Origin of the sequence: Streptomyces sp. NBC_00670, from assembly GCF_036226765.1 — a bacterium.
In the GTDB taxonomy this organism is placed as follows: Bacteria; Actinomycetota; Actinomycetes; order Streptomycetales; family Streptomycetaceae; genus Streptomyces.
This window is the reverse complement of sequence record NZ_CP109017.1, coordinates 434,251-454,778: the sequence shown is the minus strand read 5'-3', so window position 1 is coordinate 454,778 and position 20,528 is coordinate 434,251. Positions and strand designations below refer to the sequence as shown.

At 74.4% G+C, this 20,528-nt stretch carries 17 protein-coding genes; 7 read left to right on the top strand and 10 right to left on the bottom strand.

All coding sequences use genetic code 11. From position 1 onward, the window contains the following. Positions 1-41: 41 nt before the first annotated feature. The 4 genes from OIE12_RS01895 to OIE12_RS01880 all read right to left on the bottom strand — a co-directional run bounded on the left by OIE12_RS01895 (position 42) and on the right by OIE12_RS01880 (position 3,221). Positions 42-1,274, bottom strand: a complete 1,233-nt coding sequence (locus OIE12_RS01895) for a cytochrome P450 (protein ID WP_329130976.1) — start codon at positions 1,272-1,274, stop codon at positions 42-44. A 123-nt stretch (positions 1,275-1,397) separates the two neighbouring features. Then, the gene (locus OIE12_RS01890) at positions 1,398-2,531 is read right to left on the bottom strand and encodes a hypothetical protein (RefSeq protein WP_329130973.1); all 1,134 of its coding nucleotides are present in this window, start codon (positions 2,529-2,531) and stop codon (positions 1,398-1,400) included. Between the two features lie 102 nt (positions 2,532-2,633). Continuing rightward, positions 2,634-2,804 carry a hypothetical protein gene (locus OIE12_RS01885; protein ID WP_329130971.1) on the bottom strand — a complete coding sequence of 57 codons (171 nt, stop codon included), beginning with the start codon at positions 2,802-2,804 and terminating at the stop codon, positions 2,634-2,636. Positions 2,805-2,864: 60 nt separating this feature from the next. Further along, positions 2,865-3,221, bottom strand: coding sequence for a PRC-barrel domain-containing protein (locus OIE12_RS01880; RefSeq protein ID WP_329141700.1), 357 nt, complete (start codon positions 3,219-3,221; stop codon positions 2,865-2,867). Positions 3,222-3,623: 402 nt separating this feature from the next. Between OIE12_RS01880 and OIE12_RS01875 the strand changes: the two genes are divergently transcribed. Continuing rightward, on the top strand, positions 3,624-5,213 hold the full coding sequence (locus OIE12_RS01875) for a discoidin domain-containing protein (protein ID WP_329130969.1): 1,590 nt from the start codon (positions 3,624-3,626) through the stop codon (positions 5,211-5,213). An 85-nt stretch (positions 5,214-5,298) separates the two neighbouring features. On the opposite strand, the gene OIE12_RS01870 is transcribed toward OIE12_RS01875, so the two are convergent. The 3 genes from OIE12_RS01870 to OIE12_RS01860 all read right to left on the bottom strand — a co-directional run bounded on the left by OIE12_RS01870 (position 5,299) and on the right by OIE12_RS01860 (position 10,553). Beyond that, positions 5,299-5,697 (bottom strand): hypothetical protein, encoded by a 399-nt coding sequence (locus OIE12_RS01870; RefSeq protein WP_030378217.1) that lies wholly within the window; start codon positions 5,695-5,697, stop codon positions 5,299-5,301. A 79-nt stretch (positions 5,698-5,776) separates the two neighbouring features. Next, positions 5,777-6,670 (bottom strand): C40 family peptidase, encoded by an 894-nt coding sequence (locus OIE12_RS01865; protein WP_329130967.1) that lies wholly within the window; start codon positions 6,668-6,670, stop codon positions 5,777-5,779. 103 nt (positions 6,671-6,773) lie between these two features. Then, positions 6,774-10,553, bottom strand: coding sequence for an nSTAND1 domain-containing NTPase (locus OIE12_RS01860; RefSeq protein WP_329130965.1), 3,780 nt, complete (start codon positions 10,551-10,553; stop codon positions 6,774-6,776). A 123-nt stretch (positions 10,554-10,676) separates the two neighbouring features. Here OIE12_RS01860 and OIE12_RS01855 point away from each other — a divergent pair, with 123 nt between their 5' ends. Then, positions 10,677-12,089, top strand: a complete 1,413-nt coding sequence (locus OIE12_RS01855) for a condensation domain-containing protein (RefSeq protein WP_329130963.1) — start codon at positions 10,677-10,679, stop codon at positions 12,087-12,089. 282 nt (positions 12,090-12,371) lie between these two features. On the opposite strand, the gene OIE12_RS01850 is transcribed toward OIE12_RS01855, so the two are convergent. Further along, entirely contained in the window at positions 12,372-12,761 is a 390-nt protein-coding gene (locus tag OIE12_RS01850) for a DUF5997 family protein (RefSeq protein ID WP_329130961.1), read from the bottom strand. 58 nt (positions 12,762-12,819) lie between these two features. Here OIE12_RS01850 and OIE12_RS01845 point away from each other — a divergent pair, with 58 nt between their 5' ends. Then, on the top strand, positions 12,820-13,641 hold the full coding sequence (locus tag OIE12_RS01845; RefSeq protein WP_329130959.1) for a LysR substrate-binding domain-containing protein: 822 nt from the start codon (positions 12,820-12,822) through the stop codon (positions 13,639-13,641). A gap of 31 nt (positions 13,642-13,672) precedes the next feature. Here OIE12_RS01845 and OIE12_RS01840 read toward each other — a convergent pair whose 3' ends face one another. After that, on the bottom strand, positions 13,673-14,191 hold the full coding sequence (locus OIE12_RS01840; protein WP_329130957.1) for an adenylate kinase: 519 nt from the start codon (positions 14,189-14,191) through the stop codon (positions 13,673-13,675). Between the two features lie 122 nt (positions 14,192-14,313). Between OIE12_RS01840 and OIE12_RS01835 the strand changes: the two genes are divergently transcribed. Beyond that, positions 14,314-16,458 (top strand): protein kinase domain-containing protein, encoded by a 2,145-nt coding sequence (locus OIE12_RS01835; RefSeq protein WP_443053746.1) that lies wholly within the window; start codon positions 14,314-14,316, stop codon positions 16,456-16,458. A 24-nt stretch (positions 16,459-16,482) separates the two neighbouring features. Here OIE12_RS01835 and OIE12_RS01830 read toward each other — a convergent pair whose 3' ends face one another. After that, positions 16,483-17,364, bottom strand: coding sequence for an LLM class F420-dependent oxidoreductase (locus OIE12_RS01830; protein ID WP_329130953.1), 882 nt, complete (start codon positions 17,362-17,364; stop codon positions 16,483-16,485). A gap of 176 nt (positions 17,365-17,540) precedes the next feature. On the opposite strand from OIE12_RS01830, the gene OIE12_RS01825 reads away from it, so the two are divergent. The 3 genes from OIE12_RS01825 (at position 17,541) to OIE12_RS01815 (ending at position 20,466) form a co-directional block, all read left to right on the top strand. Further along, positions 17,541-17,777, top strand: a complete 237-nt coding sequence (locus OIE12_RS01825; RefSeq protein WP_329130951.1) for a DUF2945 domain-containing protein — start codon at positions 17,541-17,543, stop codon at positions 17,775-17,777. 7 nt (positions 17,778-17,784) lie between these two features. Next, positions 17,785-18,117, top strand: coding sequence for a DUF3140 domain-containing protein (locus OIE12_RS01820; protein WP_329130949.1), 333 nt, complete (start codon positions 17,785-17,787; stop codon positions 18,115-18,117). 177 nt (positions 18,118-18,294) lie between these two features. Beyond that, positions 18,295-20,466: an MMPL family transporter gene (locus OIE12_RS01815; RefSeq protein ID WP_329130947.1), complete on the top strand. Its 2,172-nt coding sequence runs from the start codon at positions 18,295-18,297 to the stop codon at positions 20,464-20,466. Positions 20,467-20,528: the final 62 nt, after the last annotated feature.

Genomic DNA, 20,528 nt, shown 5'->3' with positions numbered 1-20,528 from the left:
CCGGGCACCGTGCGGCACCCCCGCACGGTGCGGTGCGGCGGTCAGTCCCCGCCCGGCAGGGTCACCCGCAAGTCCCGGATCTCGTACCCGTCGATCGCGGGTCTGAGGGCCGCCCGGGGATGGCCGGTCATCCGTACGCCTTCCAGGGCGAACAGGCGGCCGAGGAACACGTCCGTCTCCAGGAGGGCGATGTGGGCGCCGGGGCACCGGTGCGGCCCGTCCCCGAAGGAGAGTCCGGCCCGTCCGGGGCCGAAGGAGAGCGTCCGGTCGGGGCGGACCCGCAGTGGCTCGGCGCCCACCGCCGTCGGATCGGCGTTCGCCTCGTCCAGCAGTACCTCGACGCACTCCCCGGCGCGCACCGCGACCGGACCGCCGGACGCGGGCAGCTCCAGGTCCGCCGTGGCCCGGCGGCGCAGCGAGCCGACCACCGGCTCCAGCCGCAGCAGCTCCTGGAGGACGACGAGGCGCCCGGCCTCGTCCGCCGCCCGGTACCGCGCGCGCAGCGCGTCGTCCGTGAACAGGTGCCAGGCCGCCAGGCAGACGAACTCGCGCGTGGTGACCATGCCCGCCGCCGCGAACGTCAGGCACTCGCCGAGGATCTCCACGTCCGAGCAGCCCTCCGAGAGGAGGTGGGAGATCAGGTCGTCGTGCTCCCGGCGGCGGTGCGCACGGATCGCGGGGCGCACGTCGGCGAGGTGGATGCGCAGCCAGTTGACGTTCTGCCGGACCAGCCAGTACAGACCCCGCGCACTGGTCAGCCCCGGCTCGCCGAACTCCTCGGGAAAGAACCGCTCCAGCCGCCGCCGGATGCCCGGCCGGCCGTACCGCAGCCCGACGACCTCGCTCACCACGCCGATCGCCAGTTCGAAGGCGAGCTCCGGCAGCGCGGCCTCCCCGGCCGTGCGCAGCACCGCGAGCTGCTCCTCTGCCAAACGTTCCATCACCGGGCGGTAGTGCGTGTCCACCCGGCGGGGAGTGAAGTAGCGGGCGGTCTGGCGCCGGTGCTCGCGGTGTTCGGGACCGTCCCGGTAGAGCACGGGCCGCCGTACGCGTCGCGGCAGCTTCTCGACGGTCTCCACGCCGAGCCCGGCCTGCACGGTGCCGGGGCCGCGCAGCAGGGCCCGGGCCGCGCCGTACTCGCGCACCTGCCACGTACCGTCGTCCGCCCGCCCGACCGGGCACGCCGCCGGGGAGCGGCCCCGGTCCGCCTTGCGCGCGCCACCCCGTCCGTCGCCCTGTCCGCCGTCCCGCCCGTCGCCTTGCGCGTCGTCCACCGGAGCACCCCCTGAGCAGGGCCCGGCCGGCCGCCGGCCCCGTACGCCATGTGACCCACAGGATCGGGGACGGACGGGTGCGGCGGCCAGGTCTGTTTCCGGCCGCCGCCGACGGAGACCGTCTCAGACTGGGGCGGGCGCGGCGACCAGCGCGCCGAGGACGAGGGACGCGTCGCGCCGCCGCGTGGCGACGAGCACCCTCTCGTCGCCGTTCCGGCACTCGATGACGATGCCGTTCACCTTGTACACGCTCGACCAGCCGGCCGGATCGTCGGGCCGGAAGGACCGTACGCGCTGGACGACGAGCGACGGCGCGAGCGGCACGAGGCCGTAGCGCCCGGACGGATCCGGGGTGACGGCCGGGCGCCCGTCGCCCACCAGCAGGTACCCGAGGCCGGCCACGCCTGCCATACCGTCGGCGACGTCTCCCCGGACGCTGGCCCGTACGCACTTCCTGCGCACCGGCACCATCGGAACGATGTCCCGCACGTCCGCCGCCCGCCGCAGCCGGCGCCGCGTCCACGCCACGAACAGACCGCCCACGGCCGCCGCCGGGAGAACACCCACCGCCGTGATCAGCAGCGCGTGCGGGACGTCGCCGCCGGCGGCGCCCGCGAAGAACCCCACGGGGCACAGCACCGTCGCGGTCACCCAGGCCCCGACCAGCAGCCACGGCCAGGACCGGTTCCCCCGGGCGCGGTAGCGGCGGAACCCCCATGCGGACCACAGCATGACGAGGCCGAGGGGGAGCACCGCGAGACCGACGCCCAGGGGGATCTGCCAGTCGTCGACGGGGGAGAGGCGGGTGTCCTGGACGGCATTCCCGGACCGTACGGACCGGATCGCGCCGTGCCAGGAGGTGAGCGTGACCGTGTCACCGGCGCGGACCGCGTCGTACACCGGAGCGTGTCCGTCCATGTGCAGGCGTCGCTCACCGCCGGGACCGGGTGAGGTGACCACGAGGTAGTAGTCGGGGGTCTTCCCGTCGTGCACCTCCACCTTCTCCTCGACGGAGGCCCCGACCGCCGCCCGGCAGTCGGCGGACCGTGCGCCGGCCGGGCAGGCGGGCGCGGAGAGGTAGGCGTCCTTGTCCGCGATCTTTCCGGGCACCAGCGCGAACATCCCGGCGGACAGCAGGAGCAGCAGCACACCGAAGCCGTACCGTGCCCGCGTTCCCCAGTCGCGCGGCGTGCCGCTCGCCGTCCCCGCCATCGCCGTCGCTCCCTCCGCGGCCCCCTTGGCCGATGGGTGCATCATGCACCCACGGCCGGTCCGCGCTCGCTGCCGGGACCCGGCAGTCTTCACCGCCGCCGGTTGCCGGGAGGAGCCTCGCGATGCCGGGGTCCGGCGGCGACCGCCTCAGCGGGTCACGCGGCGCCCCGAGCGGCGTCCGAGGCGGAGCCCGCCCAGGAACAGGGCACCGATGAACACGACGATGCCGATGATCAGCAGATAGATCAGACCCTCGACGAGTGTGCCGATCAGGCCGAGGGCCACGGCGACCAGGACGAGGAAGAGGAAGACGGCCATGGCCGTGCCTTTCTTGTTCGTGTCGGGGACGGAACCCGCGGGCCCGGACCCCGTGGGCGGTCAGCGCCGGGCCAGCCGGCGTTCCCCGGTCGCGCCGGGCCGGTGTTCGAGCTCGTAGTGGGCGAACACGGCGGGCTCGTCGGTGGCGAGCAGCTCACCGTCGGTGTCGATGCTGGGCGCGCCCTTGATCTGCCTCTTGTCCCAGGCCACCCGGATGTACTCCGGCCCCACCTGCGCCTTGGCCAGCGGTACGAAGGCCAACCGGTGCCGGGTGGGCATCCCCACGCGCACGGTGGCGAAGGCGGGCTCGTCCGTGGTGGTGTCCACGTAGATCGCCTCCAGCGTGCCGAGCTTCTTGTCGGATGCGTCGAGGACGTCACGCCCTCGCCATTCGCGGATGTCGGTGACGGTGAACACGTCCACGCCTTCCTTTCTGCTGCCGGGATGCACCTGGGTGCACCGGAACACGCACCGGGGGTGCGCGGGTACCGCACGACGGCGAGTACCTCGCCACCCTCCGGTTACCCCGATCCGCCGCCGGGACCCCGCCGGCCTGCACCGGACACCGCCGGGACCGTCCGGCGCGGCCGGGTCCGGCGGTGCCGCCAGTAAACGCGCGCCGGACGCACGACGCATCCCGGGCGGCACGCCGCGCACGTCGCGGAAGCGGCCCGGAACCGTGCCCGTACGCCCCCAACTCCCCTCGGTGCGCACACCGTTGTCAGTGCCGGCCGCTAGTGTCCCCGGCAACAGGAACGACCAGGGACCGACGCCCGGGAACGGCCGGGCGGTGGCCCGCACAAGCGTGAGGAACCGCAGATGGACTCTGCCTTCGCCGTATTCGCCGATTTCGGCTCCCGCCCCGCCGAGCTGTCGAACGCCGTCGTGCGCCACCACCGCTGCGCGGTGGCCTCCTCGTACGTCGTGGTGACGGCCGGCGGCCACCTCAAGGCCGACTTCGTGGTGCCGGACCAGCTGGACACCGCCGAGGCGGTCCTGCGGCTGGAGACGCTCGGCACCACCGCGCCGGTGGACGTCGTACTGAACGGCGAGACGGTGGCCAAGGAGCTCCGGCTGCCCGAGGCGGACACCCCCGACGCCCCGCGGGAGTACGTCCTCACCGTGCCCCGCGCGGCCCTGCTGCTTGGCGTCAACGTGCTGCACATACGCAACGCCGACGGGGGCGGCGGCCTGATCCGGCTGCGCTCGCTCGCACTGGACCCCGTCGAGACCGCCGAGCGCGCCCAGCGGGCCCGCGCGGGCGGCGCCCCGGCGCGGACCTATGCCACCGAGCGGCGCCCGCTCGGCGCGCCCGTCTGGCACCCGGGGCCGCCCCTGCTGCTCCACCTCGACCAGGGCGAGACCCCCACCGGCGGGACCGGCCCGGCGCAGCAGCCGCCGACCCGGCTGTCCTGGCGCGGCACCGACGGCGCCGAGTCGGCCGTCGCGTTCCGCACCGACCTGTCCGGCTTCCACGGCCACGTCCGCGCGGCCGACGGCTCCCTCGGCGAGGTGCGCGGCACGCTCGCCGGGCAGCAGGCCGGCCCGGACGCCGCGCTCGCGGCCCGGTCGCGGCACTTCGTCACCGAGGAGGAGCACGACGGCGTCTGGCGCCCGGCCGGCCGCCTCGCCCTGCTGCTCGACGACGGCGGCGCCCCGGTGGAGCGCGTGACCTGGAGCGACCGCCGGGGCGGGGCCACCTCGCTCTCCCTGGTCACCGGGGCCGCCGGCGGCGCCGGCACGCCCGCGGGCGAGCGCCGTGACATCACCGGACAGGTGCGCGAGGTGGAGGCCAGCGACGAGTTCGAGGCGGCCGGCGAGATCGCCCAGAACCTGCTGCGCACCGCCCGCACCAAGTGGCTCGCCCACGAGGACGACCCCGAGGTGACCTTCACCTTCGAGAACCCCGTCGCGGTCACCGCCTACAGCCTGACCTCCGCCAACGACTTCACCGGACGCGACCCCTCGGACTGGACCCTGGAGGGCTCCCACGACGGCCGCACCTGGACGACGCTTGACACCCGCGAGAACGAGCACTTCCAGCGGCGGTACGACACCAAGGAGTACGTCCTCGCCACCTCCGGCGTCTTCCGTCACTACCGGCTGAACATCAGCGACAACGCCGGTGACCATCTGACCCAGCTCAGCGCCGTGCGGTTCTTCGACGGGGGCGAGGCGCCCGCGACGCCCGGCACGTCCGACTTCATCGGCTACCGGCAGGAGCCCGGCGCCGAACCGGTGGGCTACCGCGGCACGCGCGTCCCCGCGCCCGCCACCGGGACCCCGCTGGAGAAGACGGACGGCGAGGACGGGGAGGAACTGCTCGCCGGGGACTTCTCCGACACCGCGCAGAGCCTCCAGGAGGCCGCCCAGCTGCTGGAACGGCTGACCCGCTACCTGCGCCACTGAACCGGTCCGGCACCGGAAGGCCGTGCCGCACCCCGCACGAGGCGGGGTGCGGCACGGCCGGTTCAGCGGCTCGCCTCAGTCCTGCTCAGCACTGACGCAGACCGGGCGCCGGGTCGACCCGGGTGTGGACGTCGGCCGCCGGGACGTTGCCCCACTGGCCGTTGTCCAGCTTCGTCCAGTACCAGACGTTGTTGCCGCCGAGGTGGGTGTCGCCGGGGCCCCAGCACTGGAACCAGCTGAAGCCCGTGGTCAGCGTCCCGCGCACGTTCGAGCCGTAGGAGCGGTGCTCGTACCCCTTGGCCCCGACGCGGTTGCCGCACCACAGCTTGCCGTCGGAGCGCACCCCGCACTCGGCGGCCGGCGCGGCGTGCGCGGCCCGGGCGGCGTGGCCGGCCGGGGCGGCCGCGGCGGGGGCCGTGACGGTCAGGCCGCCGAGCAGGGCGGCCCCGGCGAGGGACAGGGCGATCTTCTTGAACGCGGACATGCTTCCTCCTGGAACGTGGCTCCCCGTGGAGCCGGGTGAGGTGGTTGTGGTGGAGCGGAAGGAGTGACGGTGCTCGCCGTCAGCGGCAGGTGGGCACGCCGTCCAGCCAGGCGGGGCCCTTGAGGTAGATGTTGGTGATCCACGCCCGGTACTCGGGCAGATAGGACCAGGCGTCGTTGGTGTAGCCGTCCGCCGTCACGGTCTGGGCGTGCTTCTGGCATTCCACGCGCACCATGGTCGGCCCGTCGAACCGGTGCACCCGCGCACTGGTCGTGGACGCCTCGGTGTGCGTCCACACCCCCGTGCCCCACGTGCTGAAGGTGCCCGAGGGCGCCGAGCCGGTGCCGATGCGGACGGCGCCGGCGTAGTCGCCGCCCAGCCGCACATCGCTGACCATGACATGGGTGCCGGACTGCCGGGCCTCGACCATCTTCCCGGCGCCCAGGTAGATCGCGATGTGGTGGATCCTGCCGCCCGAGCCCCAGGCGAGCAGGTCGCCCGGGAGCAGCGGGGCCGTGCCCTGCCCGGCACTGAACCGCTGGGTCACCCGCGAGGAGTGGAACTGGTGGTACGAGTTGCCGTTCAGCGGGTCACCGCCGAGGGCGCGGGCGTAGGCGTAGCGGACCAGCCCCGAGCAGTCGAAGCCGCGCCGCTCCGGGTCGTGGGCGCTGGCCGGGTCGCTCGGGTCGACCTGGCCGTACGTCGGCCCCGGCTGCGCCCCGTGGCCGCCGCCCCACGTGTACCAGACGCCGATCTGCTCGCACGCGGCCCGCACGGCGGCCTGCGCGGCGGCGGAGGCGCCGGGGGAGAGCACGGCGCAGTTCCCGGCCGCCGCCGGGGCGGCGGGCGCCGCGGCGGCCACCGGTGCCGTCAGGGCGGCGCCCCACAGGGTGAGCACCGCCGTCGCGGCGGCGGCCGCTCTGCGGGGCAGCGGCTTCGCCCGCGCCGCCGCGAAGACCTCGCGTGTCGTCATGTCCGTTCCCCGTTTCCCGCGCTCACGGCTGCCGTGAGCGTCGTGGGTGTCGTCGATGTCCGGCCGGGCGTACGAGACCGGCCCGGCCGGCCGCGGCCGGCGGTCACCGGTGGTGTACCGGCGACTGCCGTCCGTCGGCATCTCGAGACTGGGGCGCCGCCGGGCCCGCTGTCGAGGGAGCACGGGTCGCCCACCGCGACGGGAAACGGGAAACCCCCGGGAAACCCACGGGCTCCGGGGTGCCGACGAGGGCCCGGATCGCCGCCGCGCGTGCGGCCGGGTCGAGGGACCACCGGCGGACGGCGCCGTCGGTGCCGCAGCTCACCGGCCGCCTCCCGCCCGGGGCGAACGTCACCCCCCACACCGCCCCGCCCCGCCCGACGAGCACCGCACCCGGCCGGTACCGCACGGCGTCCCACAGCCGCAGCGTGCCGTCGATCCCGCCGGAGGCCAGGGTGGAGCCGTCGGGTGAGAAGACCACCGCGCGCACGGAACCGGTGTGCCCGGTCAGCCTGGCCACCGGGCGACCCGAAACGGTGTCCCACACCCGGATCGTGCCGTCGTTGCCGCCGCTCGCCAGACGGCGCCCGCCGGGGGCGAACGACACGCTCCGTACCGCCCCGCGGTGCCCGCGCAGCACGGTGCGGGGCGTGCGCGAGGCGACGTCCCACAGCCGTACGGTCAGATCGTCGCTGCCGGAGGCGAGCGTGCGTCCGTCCGGGCTGAACGCCACCGCGTTGACGAAGTCCTGGTGCGCGGCGAGCGTGCCCAGCTCCCGGTGGCGGCGGACGTCCCACAGCTTCACGGTCCGGTCCGCGCTCGCCGAGGCCAGGGTGTGCCCGTCGGGGGAGAAGGCCACGGCGAACACCGAGCCGTCGTGCCCGCGGAGCGTGGCCACCGGCCGGCGCCGGACCGGGTCCCACAGCCGTACCGTGCGGTCCGCGCCCGCGGCGGCCAGCAACCGCCCACCGGGGGAGAACGCCACCGTGAACACCGCGCCCCGGTGGCCCCGCAGCACCCCGGCGGGCCGGTGCCCGCGCCGGTGCCACAGCCGTACCGTGCCGTCCGCGCCCGCCGCCGCGAGCAGCCCGCCGTCCGGGGCGAACGCCGACTCCCGCAGCTCGGTGAACGGACGCGCCGTCCACGCCCCGCGCCCCGGGTCCCACAGCGCCGCCGAGCGGTCGAAGCTGCCGGTGGCCAGCCGGTTTCCCGGGCCGACCGCCACCGCGAGCACATAGTCGGTGTGGCCCGTGAGGGTTTCGGTGACCCGGTCGCCCGCCGTGTCCCACACCTTCGCCGTGCCGTCGCCGCTGACGCTCACCACGGCGGTGCCGTCCCGGGTGTAGGCGACCGCGTTGACGTCGTCGCTGTGCCCCCGCAGCACCGTCTCCGCACCGGGGTGCGCGCCGCCGGTGACGTCCCAGATCCGTACGGTCCGGTCGGCGCCGCCCGACGCCACGCCGTGCCCGTCCGGGGCGAACGCCACCCCGAGGACCGCGTCGGCGTGACCGCGCAGCACGGTGGAGCGCCCGTCCCGCACCCGCCACAGCCGTACGGTGCGGTCGGCCGAACCGGAGACCACCCGCCGCCCGTCCGGGCCGAACGCCACCGCGTGCACGGCGTCGGTGTGCCCGCGCAGCACCGCCCGCTCCTTCCGCGTCCGTACGTCCCACAGCCGTACGGTGCCGTCGGCGCCGCCCGAGACGAGGGTCGAGCCGTCCGGGGAGAAGGCCACCGAGCGCACCGCCCCGGCGTGCCCGTACAGCACGCCCGCCGCACGCCGCTCGGGCAGCCGCCACAGCCGTACCGTGCCGTCCCCGCCGGCCGCCGCCAGCGTCCGGCCGTCCGGCGCGAACGCCACCGACAGCAGGGGAGCGCCGTACCCGGTGAGCGTCGCCACCGGCGCGCGCAGCCCGGGGCCGCCCCACAGCCGTACGGTCGCATCGGTACTGGCGGTCGCCAGCAGCCGTCCGCCGGGGGAGAAGGCGACCCCGTTCACCGGCCCGGTGTGCCCGGAGAGCCGGCCGGCGAAGGCCCCCGACTGCGTACTGAGCAGGGCACCGCGCGCCTGCGTGGTGGGCGCGGTCCGGTAGGCCCGGGCCGCCATCAGCATCGACGCCTCGGGACGTCCGGCCGCCATCGCCAGCGAACGCACCGCCAGCGCCTGCGACTGCGCCACCCGCCGCTCCGCGAGCGCCCGCGACCGCTGGTGGAAGGCGAGCCCGCCCGCACCCACCGCCAGGGCCAGCAGTACGACCAGCGTCGCCAGCAGCCTGCGCTGGGCGCGGGCCCGGCGCAGCGAGGCCAGCCGCCGGCCGCGTTCCGCGCCGCGGCTCGCCGCCAGGAACTCCTCCTCCACCGGACCCGGCGGATCGCGGTCGCCCCGCGCGCCCGCCCACTCCTCCGCCGCCGCGAGCCGGTTGCCCCGGTAGAGCAGCTCCGGGTCCCGTCCGGCGCGCACCCAGGCCGCCGCCGCGTCGGCGAGCTGCTGGCGCAGCAGCAGCCCGGCACGGTCGGCGTCGATCCACTCCCGCAGCCGGGGCCAGGCGCGCAGCAGCACCTCGTGGGTGATCCGCACGGCGGACTCCCCGGCCGTCACCAGCCGGGCGCGCACCAGCGCGTCCAGCGCCGCGGCCGCCGCGGGCCGCTCCCGCACCTCCGCGAGCAGCCGCTCCGGGGCGACGGCCCTGCGGGTGGCCGCCTCGCCCTCGCGGACGTGCACCAGGCGCAGCAGCACCCGACGGGCGGCCTCGCGGCCGGCCCGGTCGAGCCCGGTGAAGACCTCCTCGGCCGTACGGGCCACCGCGCCGTGCAGCCCGCCGGTCGCCGCGTACCCGGCCACGGTGAGCGTGCGGCCGGCGCGTGCGTCCCAGGTGGCGAGCAGGGCGTGCGAGAGCAGCGGCAGCGCCCCGGCGGAACCGGCCGCCGTGCCGTCCTCGGCGCTCTCCTCGGCGCCCGCGTCGCGCGCCAGCAGTTCCAGCAGCCCGGGCTCGAGGAGCAGCCCGGCCCGCTCGGCGGGGCGGGCGACGGCGGTCCGCAGTTCCTCGGGCGTCATCGGGCCCAGGACGAACAGCCCGCCGGTGAACACGGAGGCCAGTTCCGGACGGGCCAGACAGTGCCCGCTGAAGTCGGCGCGGAGCCCCAGCACCACGCGCGCCGGTGCCTTGGGCCCCGTGCACAGCGCGGTCAGTTCGCGCAGATAGGCGCGGCGCTCGGCGTCGTCGCGGCACAGCGTGAAGAGTTCCTCGAACTGGTCGACCACGAGAACGAGCCGGTCCGGTCCCGCTCCCGGTGTCCCGACGTCCGCTGGTGTCCCGACGTCCGCTCCCGGTGTCCCGACCAGGGCGCGAAGATGGGCCAGGGGGCGCGCGGTCGGTGTGCACACCACCACGCGCGGCGCGGGCGCTCCCTCCGCGCCGGTCCGCGTGAGCGCCGGCACCAGACCTGCCCGCAGCAGCGACGACTTCCCCGCCCCCGAGGGCGCCACCACCGCCAGCGGACCCCTGCCCGACTGCCGCCCGAGCCGTTCGAGGAGGGCGGCCGTGGCCCGCTCCCGCCCGAAGAACCAGTCCGCGTCCTCGGGGCCGAAGGCCGCCAGGCCCCGGTACGGGCACTCGGTGGACGGCTGCTCGGGGCTCCGCGCCCGCGGCACCCCCGGGACCAGCCGGGAGAGCGCCCCGCCCGCCCGCAGCGCCTCGTCGCAGCGCCGTGCCAGGTCGGCGGTGGGCGGTTTGCCTCCGTTCTCGATCTTGCTGAGGTACCCCTTGCTGTAGTGCACGAGCCGCGCCAGCGCCGACAGCGACAGCCCGCGCTCGGTCCGCGCCCGCCGCAGCGCCGCCCCGAACGCCTCGGCGTCCGCCGACGGTTTCCGTCCCCCGCTCATGGGTGCCCTCCCCCCCCGGATGCGGGCGCTCACGCTAGCGGGGCCGGGCCCGCAACCGCGCGGGTCAATCACTCGTTGGGCTGAGGTGACCACCCTGTGGCGTGAACGGAGAGCCCCTTGCGCATGACCGACATCCAGCATTGCGAGATCCGTCCGGGACGGCTCGTGGAGTGGGCGCTGCACCCGGAGACGGTCGAGGCGGCGGCGGCCCTCCCGGAGGACTCCCGTCCACCGGCCTACGTCCAGGAGTCGCACGTACGGACGGCGCGAGCGGTGCGGGAGGACGGCCTCTTCGTACCGACCTGGACCGGCACCGCGTTCGACCTCCCCGGACCGGTCGACCTCGATGCGCTCGGGCGGGCCCTGCGCGCCTGGACCCTGCGGCACGAGACGCTGCGCAGCGGCTTCCGCTGGGCCGGCGACGAGATGCGGCGCTTCACCCTGGACGCCGACGCCGTCGCCCTGTACCGCGAGGACATCGGCGACTTCCCCGACGCCGCCGCGCTCACCCGCCACCTGGAGCGCCGTTTCGACGCCGCGGCGGACGCGCTCGTCTGGCCCAACTTCCTGTACACGGCGGTCCTCCGGCCGGACGGCGCGAGTCTCTACCTCGCCTTCGACCACAGCAACGTCGACGCCTACTCCCTCTACCGCATCCCCGCCGAGATCCACGAGCTCTACGCCGCGGCCCGCGCGGGCACGACCGTGCCGGAGCCCCCCGTCTCCAGCTACGTCGACTTCTGCGCCCTGGAACGCACCAACGCGGACCGCATCGACGACACCCACGCGATCGTCGCCCGCTGGCGGGAGTTCGTCGCCCAGTGCGACGGCAGGCTGCCCAACTTCCCCGTCGACCTCGGCCTCGAGCCCGGCGGTCCGCTGCCGGAACAGCGGCTGATGCGCGACATACTCGTCGACGACGCGGACGCGGCCGGGTTCGAGGCGTACTGCCGCCCGTACGGCGGGAGCCTCGTCGGCATCCTCGCCGCCACCGCGCTCCTCGTCCACGAGATCGGCGGGCAGCCGGTGTACCGCACGGTCGTGCCGTTCCACACCCGGGCGAAGTCGCAGTGGCGGGACTCGGTCGGCTGGTACGTGGGCGGGGCGCCGATCGAGGTGCCGGTGGCGCGGGCGCCGGACTTCGACAGCGCGCTGGCGATGGTCCGCGCGGAACTGCGCAAGAACCGTGCCCTGTCGTGGATGCCGCTGGCCCGCGTCCTCCAGCTGCTCGGCGACGACTTCCGGCCCACGTCACCGGACCGCTACTCGATCGTCTCCTTCGTCGACACCCGCGGTTTCCCCGGCTCGGACCGCTGGCAGGAGATGCGCGCCCACGGTCTGATCCGCGTCTCCTACGGCGATCAGGTCTGTGCGTGGATCTCCCGCTTCCACGACGGCCTCCACTTCGCCGCGCGCTACCCCGACACGGAGATCGCGCAGAAGAACATGCGCCGCTATGCGGAGGGCCTGCGGGAACACATCGTGGCGGCGGCGAGGGCGGGCCTCGACGCGCCCCGCCCGGCGGTGCCGGCCTGAGAGCCCCCGCGCTCCTGCTTCCAGGGGCGCGGGGCTGTGTTTGTCTGCGCGGCTCTGCCGCGGGGGCGCGAGTCACCGACCGTGCCCCGGCAGGGGCGCGGGGAACTGCGCGATCAACCCCCACCCACCCGCACGTGACACACAACCCCACCCACCCGCACGTGACACACAACCCCACCCACCCGAGCTCTTCCGGGGTCCAAGGGGCGGAGCCCCTTGTCAAGGACGGGAAGGGTAGGGGCGGCGGGGGCGAAAAAACCGGGCGCCCGCCGCAACGTGAGGTCAGCCCTCGGACGCCCGCTCCGCGTCGCGCGCCTTCAGCCGGGCCGCCTCCCGGCGAACCTCCGCCTGCGTCGCCCGCTCCTTCTCCAACCACTCCGGCCGCTCGGCCTTCAACGCCTCGATCTGCTCCGTGGTGAGCGCCTCCGTCACCCCACCCCGAGCCAGCCCCGCGATCGAGACCCCCAGCTTCGCCGCCACCACCGGCCGCGGATGCGGCCCCTCACTCCGCAACGTCCGCAGCCACTCGGGCGGCTCGGCCTGCAGCGCGTCGAGCTCGGCGCGCGTGACGACACCGTCCTGGAACTCCGCGGGAGTGGCGGGGAGGTACACACCCAGCTTCTTCGCCGCGGTGGCGGGCTTCATCGTCTGGGTGGTCTGCTGCGACTTCATGCCTCCCAGACTATCGGCCCCCCGCCGGGCCCCCGACCACGGTGGGTAACCTGGCGGCGTGACAGGCTCGGAAGAAACACCCCCCGCGTTCCGCCTCGCGTACGTGCCGGGGGTGACGCCGGCGAAGTGGGCGCGGATCTGGACCGAGCGGCTGCCCGGCACCCCGCTCACCCTCCTCCAGGTACCCGCCGCCGAAGCCCCCGGCACCCTGCGTGACGGTACGGCCGACGCGGGCTTCGTACGGCTTCCGGTGGACCGCGAGGTCTTCAGCGCGATTCCCCTCTACACGGAGACGACGGTGGTCGTCGTCCCGAAGGACCACGTCGTCACGGCGGCCGAGGAGGTCACCCTCGACGACCTCGCCGACGAGGTCGTCCTCCACCCCCTCGACGACGTCCTCGGCTGGGACACCCCGCCCGGGGAGCCCGCCTTCGAGCGCCCCGCGACCACCGAGGACGCCGTCGAGCTGGTGGCGGCCGGCATCGGCGTGCTCGTCGTACCGCAGTCGCTGGCCCGGCTGTACCACCGCCGGGACCTCACCTACCGTCCGGTCACCGACGCACCGCGGTCCGGCGTCGCCCTGTGCTGGCCGGAGGAGGCCACCACCGACCTCGTCGAGGACCTGATCGGCATCGTCCGCGGCCGGACCGTCAACAGCACCCGGGGCAGACAGCGGCCGCAGGAGGAACAGAGCGCACAGCGCAAGCCGGCCACGGGCGGAACCAGGACCGGCGGCGGCACCGGAGCGAAGGCAGGCAAGGCGAAGGCAGGCGGAGCGAAGTCCGGCGGGGCGAAGGCGGGCGGCGGGAAGTCCGGCGGCGGCCCCCGCACGGGCCGGACCGGCGGCGGCAAGCGCGGCGGCCGCCCACGCCGCGGCTAGACGCCCCTACGACGCTCAACCCCCGCGCACCTCACAGCGACCGCAGCCACTCCGCCGTCGCCCCCGGCCGGGGGAAGCGCAGTGTCCGCAGGGGCGCGAAGCGCGGGTCGCGCGTGCGCCGTTCGATCTCCCGCCGCCGGCCCGCGTGCTGCGACCACGCCCACCAGGCGGGATGCTCACGGCTGAACCACCCCGCCCACGTCTCCCGGTTGCCGCCGAAGAGGGACTCGCGGGTGACCGTGCGGCGCAGCGAGCGGCGCAGCACGCGGGGCATGACGACGCGCCGGGGGTAGTCGAGCCAGAGCACGGTGTCGGCCCGCTCCCAGAGCAGGTCGCGGACCTCGGGGTAGCCGAGCGAGTCGACGATCCAGCTCGGCCCGGCCGCCAGCCGCGCCACCGTCTCGGTCAGCTCACCGTTGACGGCCCAGCCGGGGCCCGTGAAGTAGAGCGCGTCCATCTCGTGGCACGGCACGTCCAGACGCCGTCCCACGGCCCGGGCGAGCGTCGACTTGCCCGCGCCCGTGACCCCCACCACCAGTATCCGCCGCACCCGCACACCCTATGGGGCAGGCCACCACACGCCGTACGCGGTGGCACTAGTCTGAGTGCCGCCGAACAGACGTATGGGTCACGTGGGGCACGAGCGCAGTGCAAGGGGAGAGGCGACCGGCGATGCCGTTGAGCACCGGGGAATCGGATTCCGTCGGGTCCGTGGGCGGTTACGAGCTGGTCGAACGGCTCGGCAGCGGCGGCATGGGCGTCGTGTATCTGGCGCGCGCGGCCTCGGGGCGGCTCGTCGCCGTCAAGGTGGTGCACGCGCAGTACGCGCAGGACGAGGAGTTCCGGGCCCGGTTCCGGCAGGAGGTCGCGGCGGTCCGCCGGGTGAGCGGGGCGTTCACCGCGCCCGTCGTGGACGCCGACCCGGACGCCGAACAGCCCTGGATGGCGACGATGTACGTGCCGGGCCGCACACTCGCCGGCGTCGTCGCCGAGGACGGGCCGCTCGGCGGACGGGCGCTGCGGTCGCTGGCGCTGGGGCTCGTCGAGGCGCTGCGGGACATCCACCAGGCCGGTGTCGTGCACCGGGACCTCAAGCCGAGCAATGTGCTGATGGCCGAGGACGGCCCGCGCGTCATCGACTTCGGCATCTCGCGCGCCGCCGACAATCAGGCGCTCACCGCGACCGGGCGGCTGATCGGCACCCCGCCGTTCATGTCCCCGGAGCAGTTCGCCGCGCCCCGGGACGTCACCGCCGCCTCCGACGTGTTCTCGCTGGGTTCGCTGCTCGTGTTCGCGGCGACGGGCAAGGGGCCGTTCGACGCCGACAGTCCGTATCTGACGGGATATCAGGTGATGCACGAGCAGCCGACCCTGGAGGGGGTCGCCGAGCCGTTGCGTTCCCTCGCCGAGCGCTGCCTGGCCAAGGACCCGGCGTCGCGGCCCCAACTGGCCGAACTGCACGAGCTGTTCCGCTCCCTGCCGGACACGCCCGCCGCCCCCGGCACCCCGGCCCCCGTCCCGCGGCCCGCGCCCCGCGGAGGCAGGGGCCGCCGTCTCGCCGTCCTCGGCGCGGCCCTGGTCACTGTCGTGGCGGGGGTGACGGCGTACCGGCTGGTGTCCGGCCCGGAGGACGACGACAAGACGCCCGCCGCCTCCGCCACCCACCCGGCCGCCGTGCTGCCCGCCGGCTGGCAGCCCTGGCGGACCGGTCTCACCCGCCCCGTGACGAACGAGTCCCCGAGCCACGACGTGGACGCGGTCGACGCCGGCTGCGTGGCGAGCGGCACCGCGCTGTACTGCGCGGGCACCGGCTTCACGGTCGCGCGCGTCGACGCCGCCACGGGCCGCCTCGGCTGGACGTACGGCAACAGCGCGGAGGCCGCCGAACGCCCCCTCGGCGTGCGTGACGGGCTCGTCTACACCTACGAGCAGCCCGACGAGAGCGAGGTGTACGCGGCCCGGACACTGGTCGCCCTCGACGCCGGCACCGGCAAGCGGGTCTGGAGCCGCGCCATCGACGCGAGCCACACCGCCGCCCTGTTCAACGGCGGCATCCTGGCGGTGCCGCGGGGATCGTCCGACGTCATGGCCCTGGACGCCAAGACCGGCAAGCCGAAGTGGCGGACCCCGGCCAAGTCGTCGGCCGGCACCGGCTGCGGCCCCCTGGTGCTGGGCGGCGCCCCCTACGCCGTCTGCGTGGACGCCGAGAATCCCGCCACGGGCCCGGCGGCCCTCGTCCATCTGGACCCGGGCGACGGCACGGCACACGAACTCACGCACCTCTCGCAGCGGGCCGTGCCGCTCGGCGCCGTCAGCGCACAGCCCCTGTTCGCCCTGCGCAAGCACACGGACACCGAGTCGGAGGGCGGGCGGGACGAGGAGTACGACGACCTCATCCGGGTCGACCCGATCAGCGGCGCCCTCATCCACGTCCGCCTCCCCGACACCCCGCGCGGTACCCCGACCCTCCTCAACGGCATGGTCTACTTCGTCCGCCCCGACGGCACCGTCACGGCCTACTCCTCCAACGGGCCCCGGCTGTGGCAGCGCGACACCGGGATCGAGAACCTGTCCGCCCCGGCCCGGTCGACGACCCGCGACGCCCTCTACCTCGCCAACCGCTACGGGCGCCTGGTCGCACTCGACCGCACCACCGGCGCCGTCCGCTGGACCACGGCCAAGCTCGACGGCCTCGGCACCGCGGCCGAGAACACGCTCCCGAACGTGCTGACGGTGAAGGACGCGCTCGTCGCGGTGGCGGGCGACACGGCCTTCTCCGTCGACCCGGACCACCCCTCGCACACCGCCGCGAAGTGAATCCCCCGGCGGTCCCGGCCCGGTTCAGCCGAGCAGCGCGGCCGCCAGCCGGCGCCACTGCGCACGCGGCAGGGCGGCGAGCGGGTCCTCGGTGACGACCTGGAGCGCGAGGTGGTCCGCGCCGGCCGCGAAGAACTCCTCCGCCTTGCGGACGACGGCCCCCTCGTCGCCGAGCGCGAACACCGCGTCCACCAGACGGTCGCTGCCGCCGTCCCGCACGTCGTCCTCGGTGAAACCCGAACGCAGCAGATTGCCGGTGTAGTTGGGCAGCGCCAGATAGCGCCCCAGGTACGCGCGGGCGGTGGCGCGGGCGCGGTCGGGGTCCGTGTCCAGAACGACCTTCAGCTCCGGTGCGAGGAGCGGCTCCGGGCCGAGCGCCTCACGGGCGGACGCCGTGTGCCCGGCGGTGACGAGGTACGGGTGCGCGCCGGCGGCCCGGTCGCGGGCCAGCTCCAGCATCCGCGGGCCCAGCGCCGCCAGGACCCGCCCGTCCGCCGGTACCGGCTCGGCGGCGCCGTCCAGCGCCGTCAGGTAGTCCCGCATCGCGGAGTACGGGCGCGCGTAGCGCGGGGCGAGCGCGCTGTGGCTCACGCCGAGCCCGAGCAGGAAACGCCCGGGGTGCGCCCGCTCGACCTCGGCGCGTCGGGCGGCCACGTCCGCCGCCTCGTGCTCCCAGATGCTCAGGATGCCGGTCGCCACGGTGATGCGGGGCGTCGCCCCGAGGACCCGGGCCGCGTACCCGACGGACGGGTTCCCGCCCAGCCAGAGCGTGCCGAAGCCGAGCGTGTCGAGTTCGGCGGCGGCCTCGTCGTAGGCGCCGGTGTACGCCGGGCCGTCGCCGCCGAGCGCACGGCTCCACGCGCCGCTCCACACGCCGATCCTGCCCATACGGTCACGCTGTGCCATGAAGGTTCTCCTTGTCGGTGTCCAGGCCGGGGGAGGTGGCGTCCGCCTTTCCCACCTCCACAACACCCGTGTCCCCCGATGTGTGCCGGGGACGCCGGAGGTGCGCGCCCGCGCGCGGGCCCTCAGGCTGGGTACCGGGGAGCGGGGGGCCGACACCGAGGGAACGGAGCAGGACCATGGCGAAGAGCCGGGACCAGGGCAAGAAGCTGAAGAAGGGCGACAAGGTCGCCTGGAAGAGCCACGGCAGCGAGGCCGAGGGCACGGTGGAGAAGAAGCTCACCGAACGCACCGAGGCTGCCGGACGCACGGTCGACGCCTCCTCCGAGGACCCGCAGTACCAGGTGCGCAGCGAGAAGTCCGGCAAGTCCGCGGTGCACAAGCCGTCCGCGCTGAAGACGCCGAAGAAGAAGTGAGCCGGACGTGGACGACAAGGAGCGCGAGGAGAGCCGCGAGGAGTTCCACGAGCTGGTGAACATGAAGCCGGCCGAGCTGGAGAAGTGGCTCGCCTCCGAGCCGTCCCGCGGCGCCGGGCAGCACAAGGACGGCGGCGAATCCACCGGCCACGCCTCCGGCCGCCGCATCGTGGACATCCTCCGTACGAAGCAGGGCGACCTGTCGGACGACGACTACCAGCACATGCGCAAGGTCGTCGGCTACATCCGCCGGCACCTCGCCCAGCGGCCCGACGGCGACGTGCGCGAGACCCGCTGGCGGTACTCGCTGATGAACTGGGGGCACGACCCCCTGGCGTGACGGTCACGGCTTGGTACCCGCCGGTATGCGGGCGCTGTGCGGTCACTAGGATCGGAGCCCGAAACAACCGATCGACCGGCAACGGGGTGAGTGCCGTGCGTGCCGGTCGGGGTCGCCGATGCCAGGGACCGCTCCCCGGGCTGCGGTGATCTTCCTGCCTCTGGGAGGACCTTCCGCATGTTCCGACGCATTGGGAACACCGTCGTCCGACATCCTGTCTGGACGATCGTGGCATGGCTGATCGCGGCGGTGGCGATCGTCGCCACCGCGCCGAGCCTGCCATCGAACAGTGACGAGAGCAGCTTTCTGCCCAAGAGCTACGAGTCGATCAAGGCCGCCGACCTCCAGGAGAAGGCGTTCCCCAGCGCCTTCACCCCGTCCGCGATCGCGCTCTACCAGCGCACCGACGGCGGCAGGCTGACCGCCGCCGACACGAAGGACGTCGCCCGCATCACCAAGGAACTGGGCGAGAAGCACATCGACCAGGTCCAGAAGGTCGTCCCCGGCCAGCCGTCCAAGGACGGCAAGTACACCATGACCCTGGTCCAGATGGACAGCAAGAGCGCCGGCCAGCCCGAACAGGCCGACGCCGCCAAGGACCTCCGTGACTCGGTCAAGGCACTGACCAAGGGCACCGATCTGGAGGCCAAGCTCGGCGGCTCCGCCGCGCAGGCCCTCGACCAGCAGGAATCGTCCACCCGGGGCGAGGCGCTGATCGGCATCGGCACCTTCGTGATCATCCTGGTGACGCTGCTGATCATCTTCCGGGCGCCGATCCTGGCCGTACTGCCGCTGATCCTGATAGGCGTGGTGTCCGCGATCGCCAACGGGCTCATCGCGTACGCCACCAAACTCTTCGATCTCCAGGCCAACAGCTCGATCTCGTCGATCCTCATCGTCGTGCTCTTCGGCGTGGGCACCGACTACTTCCTGTTCCTGATGTTCCGCTACCGCGAACGTCTGCGAGCCGGTGACGAACCCAAGCAGGCCATGGTCAACGCGGTCGCGCGGGTCGGCGAGGCGATCGCCTCGGCGGCGGGGGCGGTCATCATCGCCTTCCTCGCGCTGGTGCTGTCCACGCTCGGCTTCCTCAAGCAGATGGGCCCGGCGCTCGCCATCGCGGTCGCCGTCACCCTGGTCGCCGGCCTGACCCTGATCCCGGCCGTCGTCTCGCTCATCGGACCCAAGGTCTTCTGGCCGTCCAAGTCCTGGCAGACCGAGCCGGAGAACGCCCGCTTCGCCGCGCTCGGCCGCGGGGTGCGCCGCCGGCCCGGGCTGACCGCCGCGGTCTCCGGGCTGATCCTGGTCGCGCTGTCCCTCGGCACGCTCGGGTTCAATGCCACGTTCGACCTGGCCTCGGGCTCCATGCCCAAGGACAAGGAGTCCATGGTCGTCCAGGACGAGATGCAGAAGGCGTACTCGGCCGGCGCGGCCGCGCCCACCGACGTCTACCTCTCCAGCACCGACGGCAAGCCGCTGGACAAGGGCTCCTTCGACGCGTACGCCAAGAAGCTCGGCGCCGTGGACGGCGTCAGCAGCGCCAAGATGACCCAGGTCAGCAAGGACGGCGCCACCGCCGACTTCACCGTCACCCTCAAGTACGAGGCCTCCGCGGACAAGGCGATCGACGCCGTCGGCGACGTGCGCGACGTCGCGCACTCCGCCGCGCCCGAGGGCACCGAGGCCCTCGTCGGCGGCATGTCCTCGATCTACAAGGACATCGACACCGCGGTCAACCACGACTACCGCACGGTCTTCCCGGTCGCCGCACTCCTCATCATGGTGATCCTCGGACTGCTGCTGCGCAGCGTGGTCGCGCCCTGGTACCTGATGGCCTCGGTGGGTCTCGGCTTCGGCGCCACGCTCGGTGCCACCGTGTGGATCTTCCAGAACGGGCAGGGCCACTCGGGGCTGATGTTCATGCTCCCGGTGATCATGTACCTCTTCGTGGTCGCCATCGGCACCGACTACAACATCCTGATGATCGCCCGGCTCCGCGAGGAGGCCCGCGAGGGCCGCGACCCGCGCGAGGCCGCCGGCATGGCCCTGCGGCACGCCGGGCCGACCGTGGCCGCGGCCGGCTTCATCCTGGCCGCGACCTTCGCCACGATGATGCTCGCGGGCAACGCGCTGCTCACGGAGATGGGCTTCGCGGTCTCCTTCGGCATCGCGGTCGCCGCGTTCGTGATGTCGATGTTCTTCACCCCGAGCCTCACCGCGCTCATCGGGCACGCCGCCTGGTGGCCGGGCCACGGCGACCGGATCGAGGGCACACCGGACACCGCGGCCCCGGCCGTCGGCATGGACCGCGACACGCCCGCCCCCGACCCGTCGGGCCGCACCCACTGACCCTCCCACCCGCACCACACCACCGGCCCGCTCCCTCCCGGAGCGGGCCGGTGTGCGTCGTA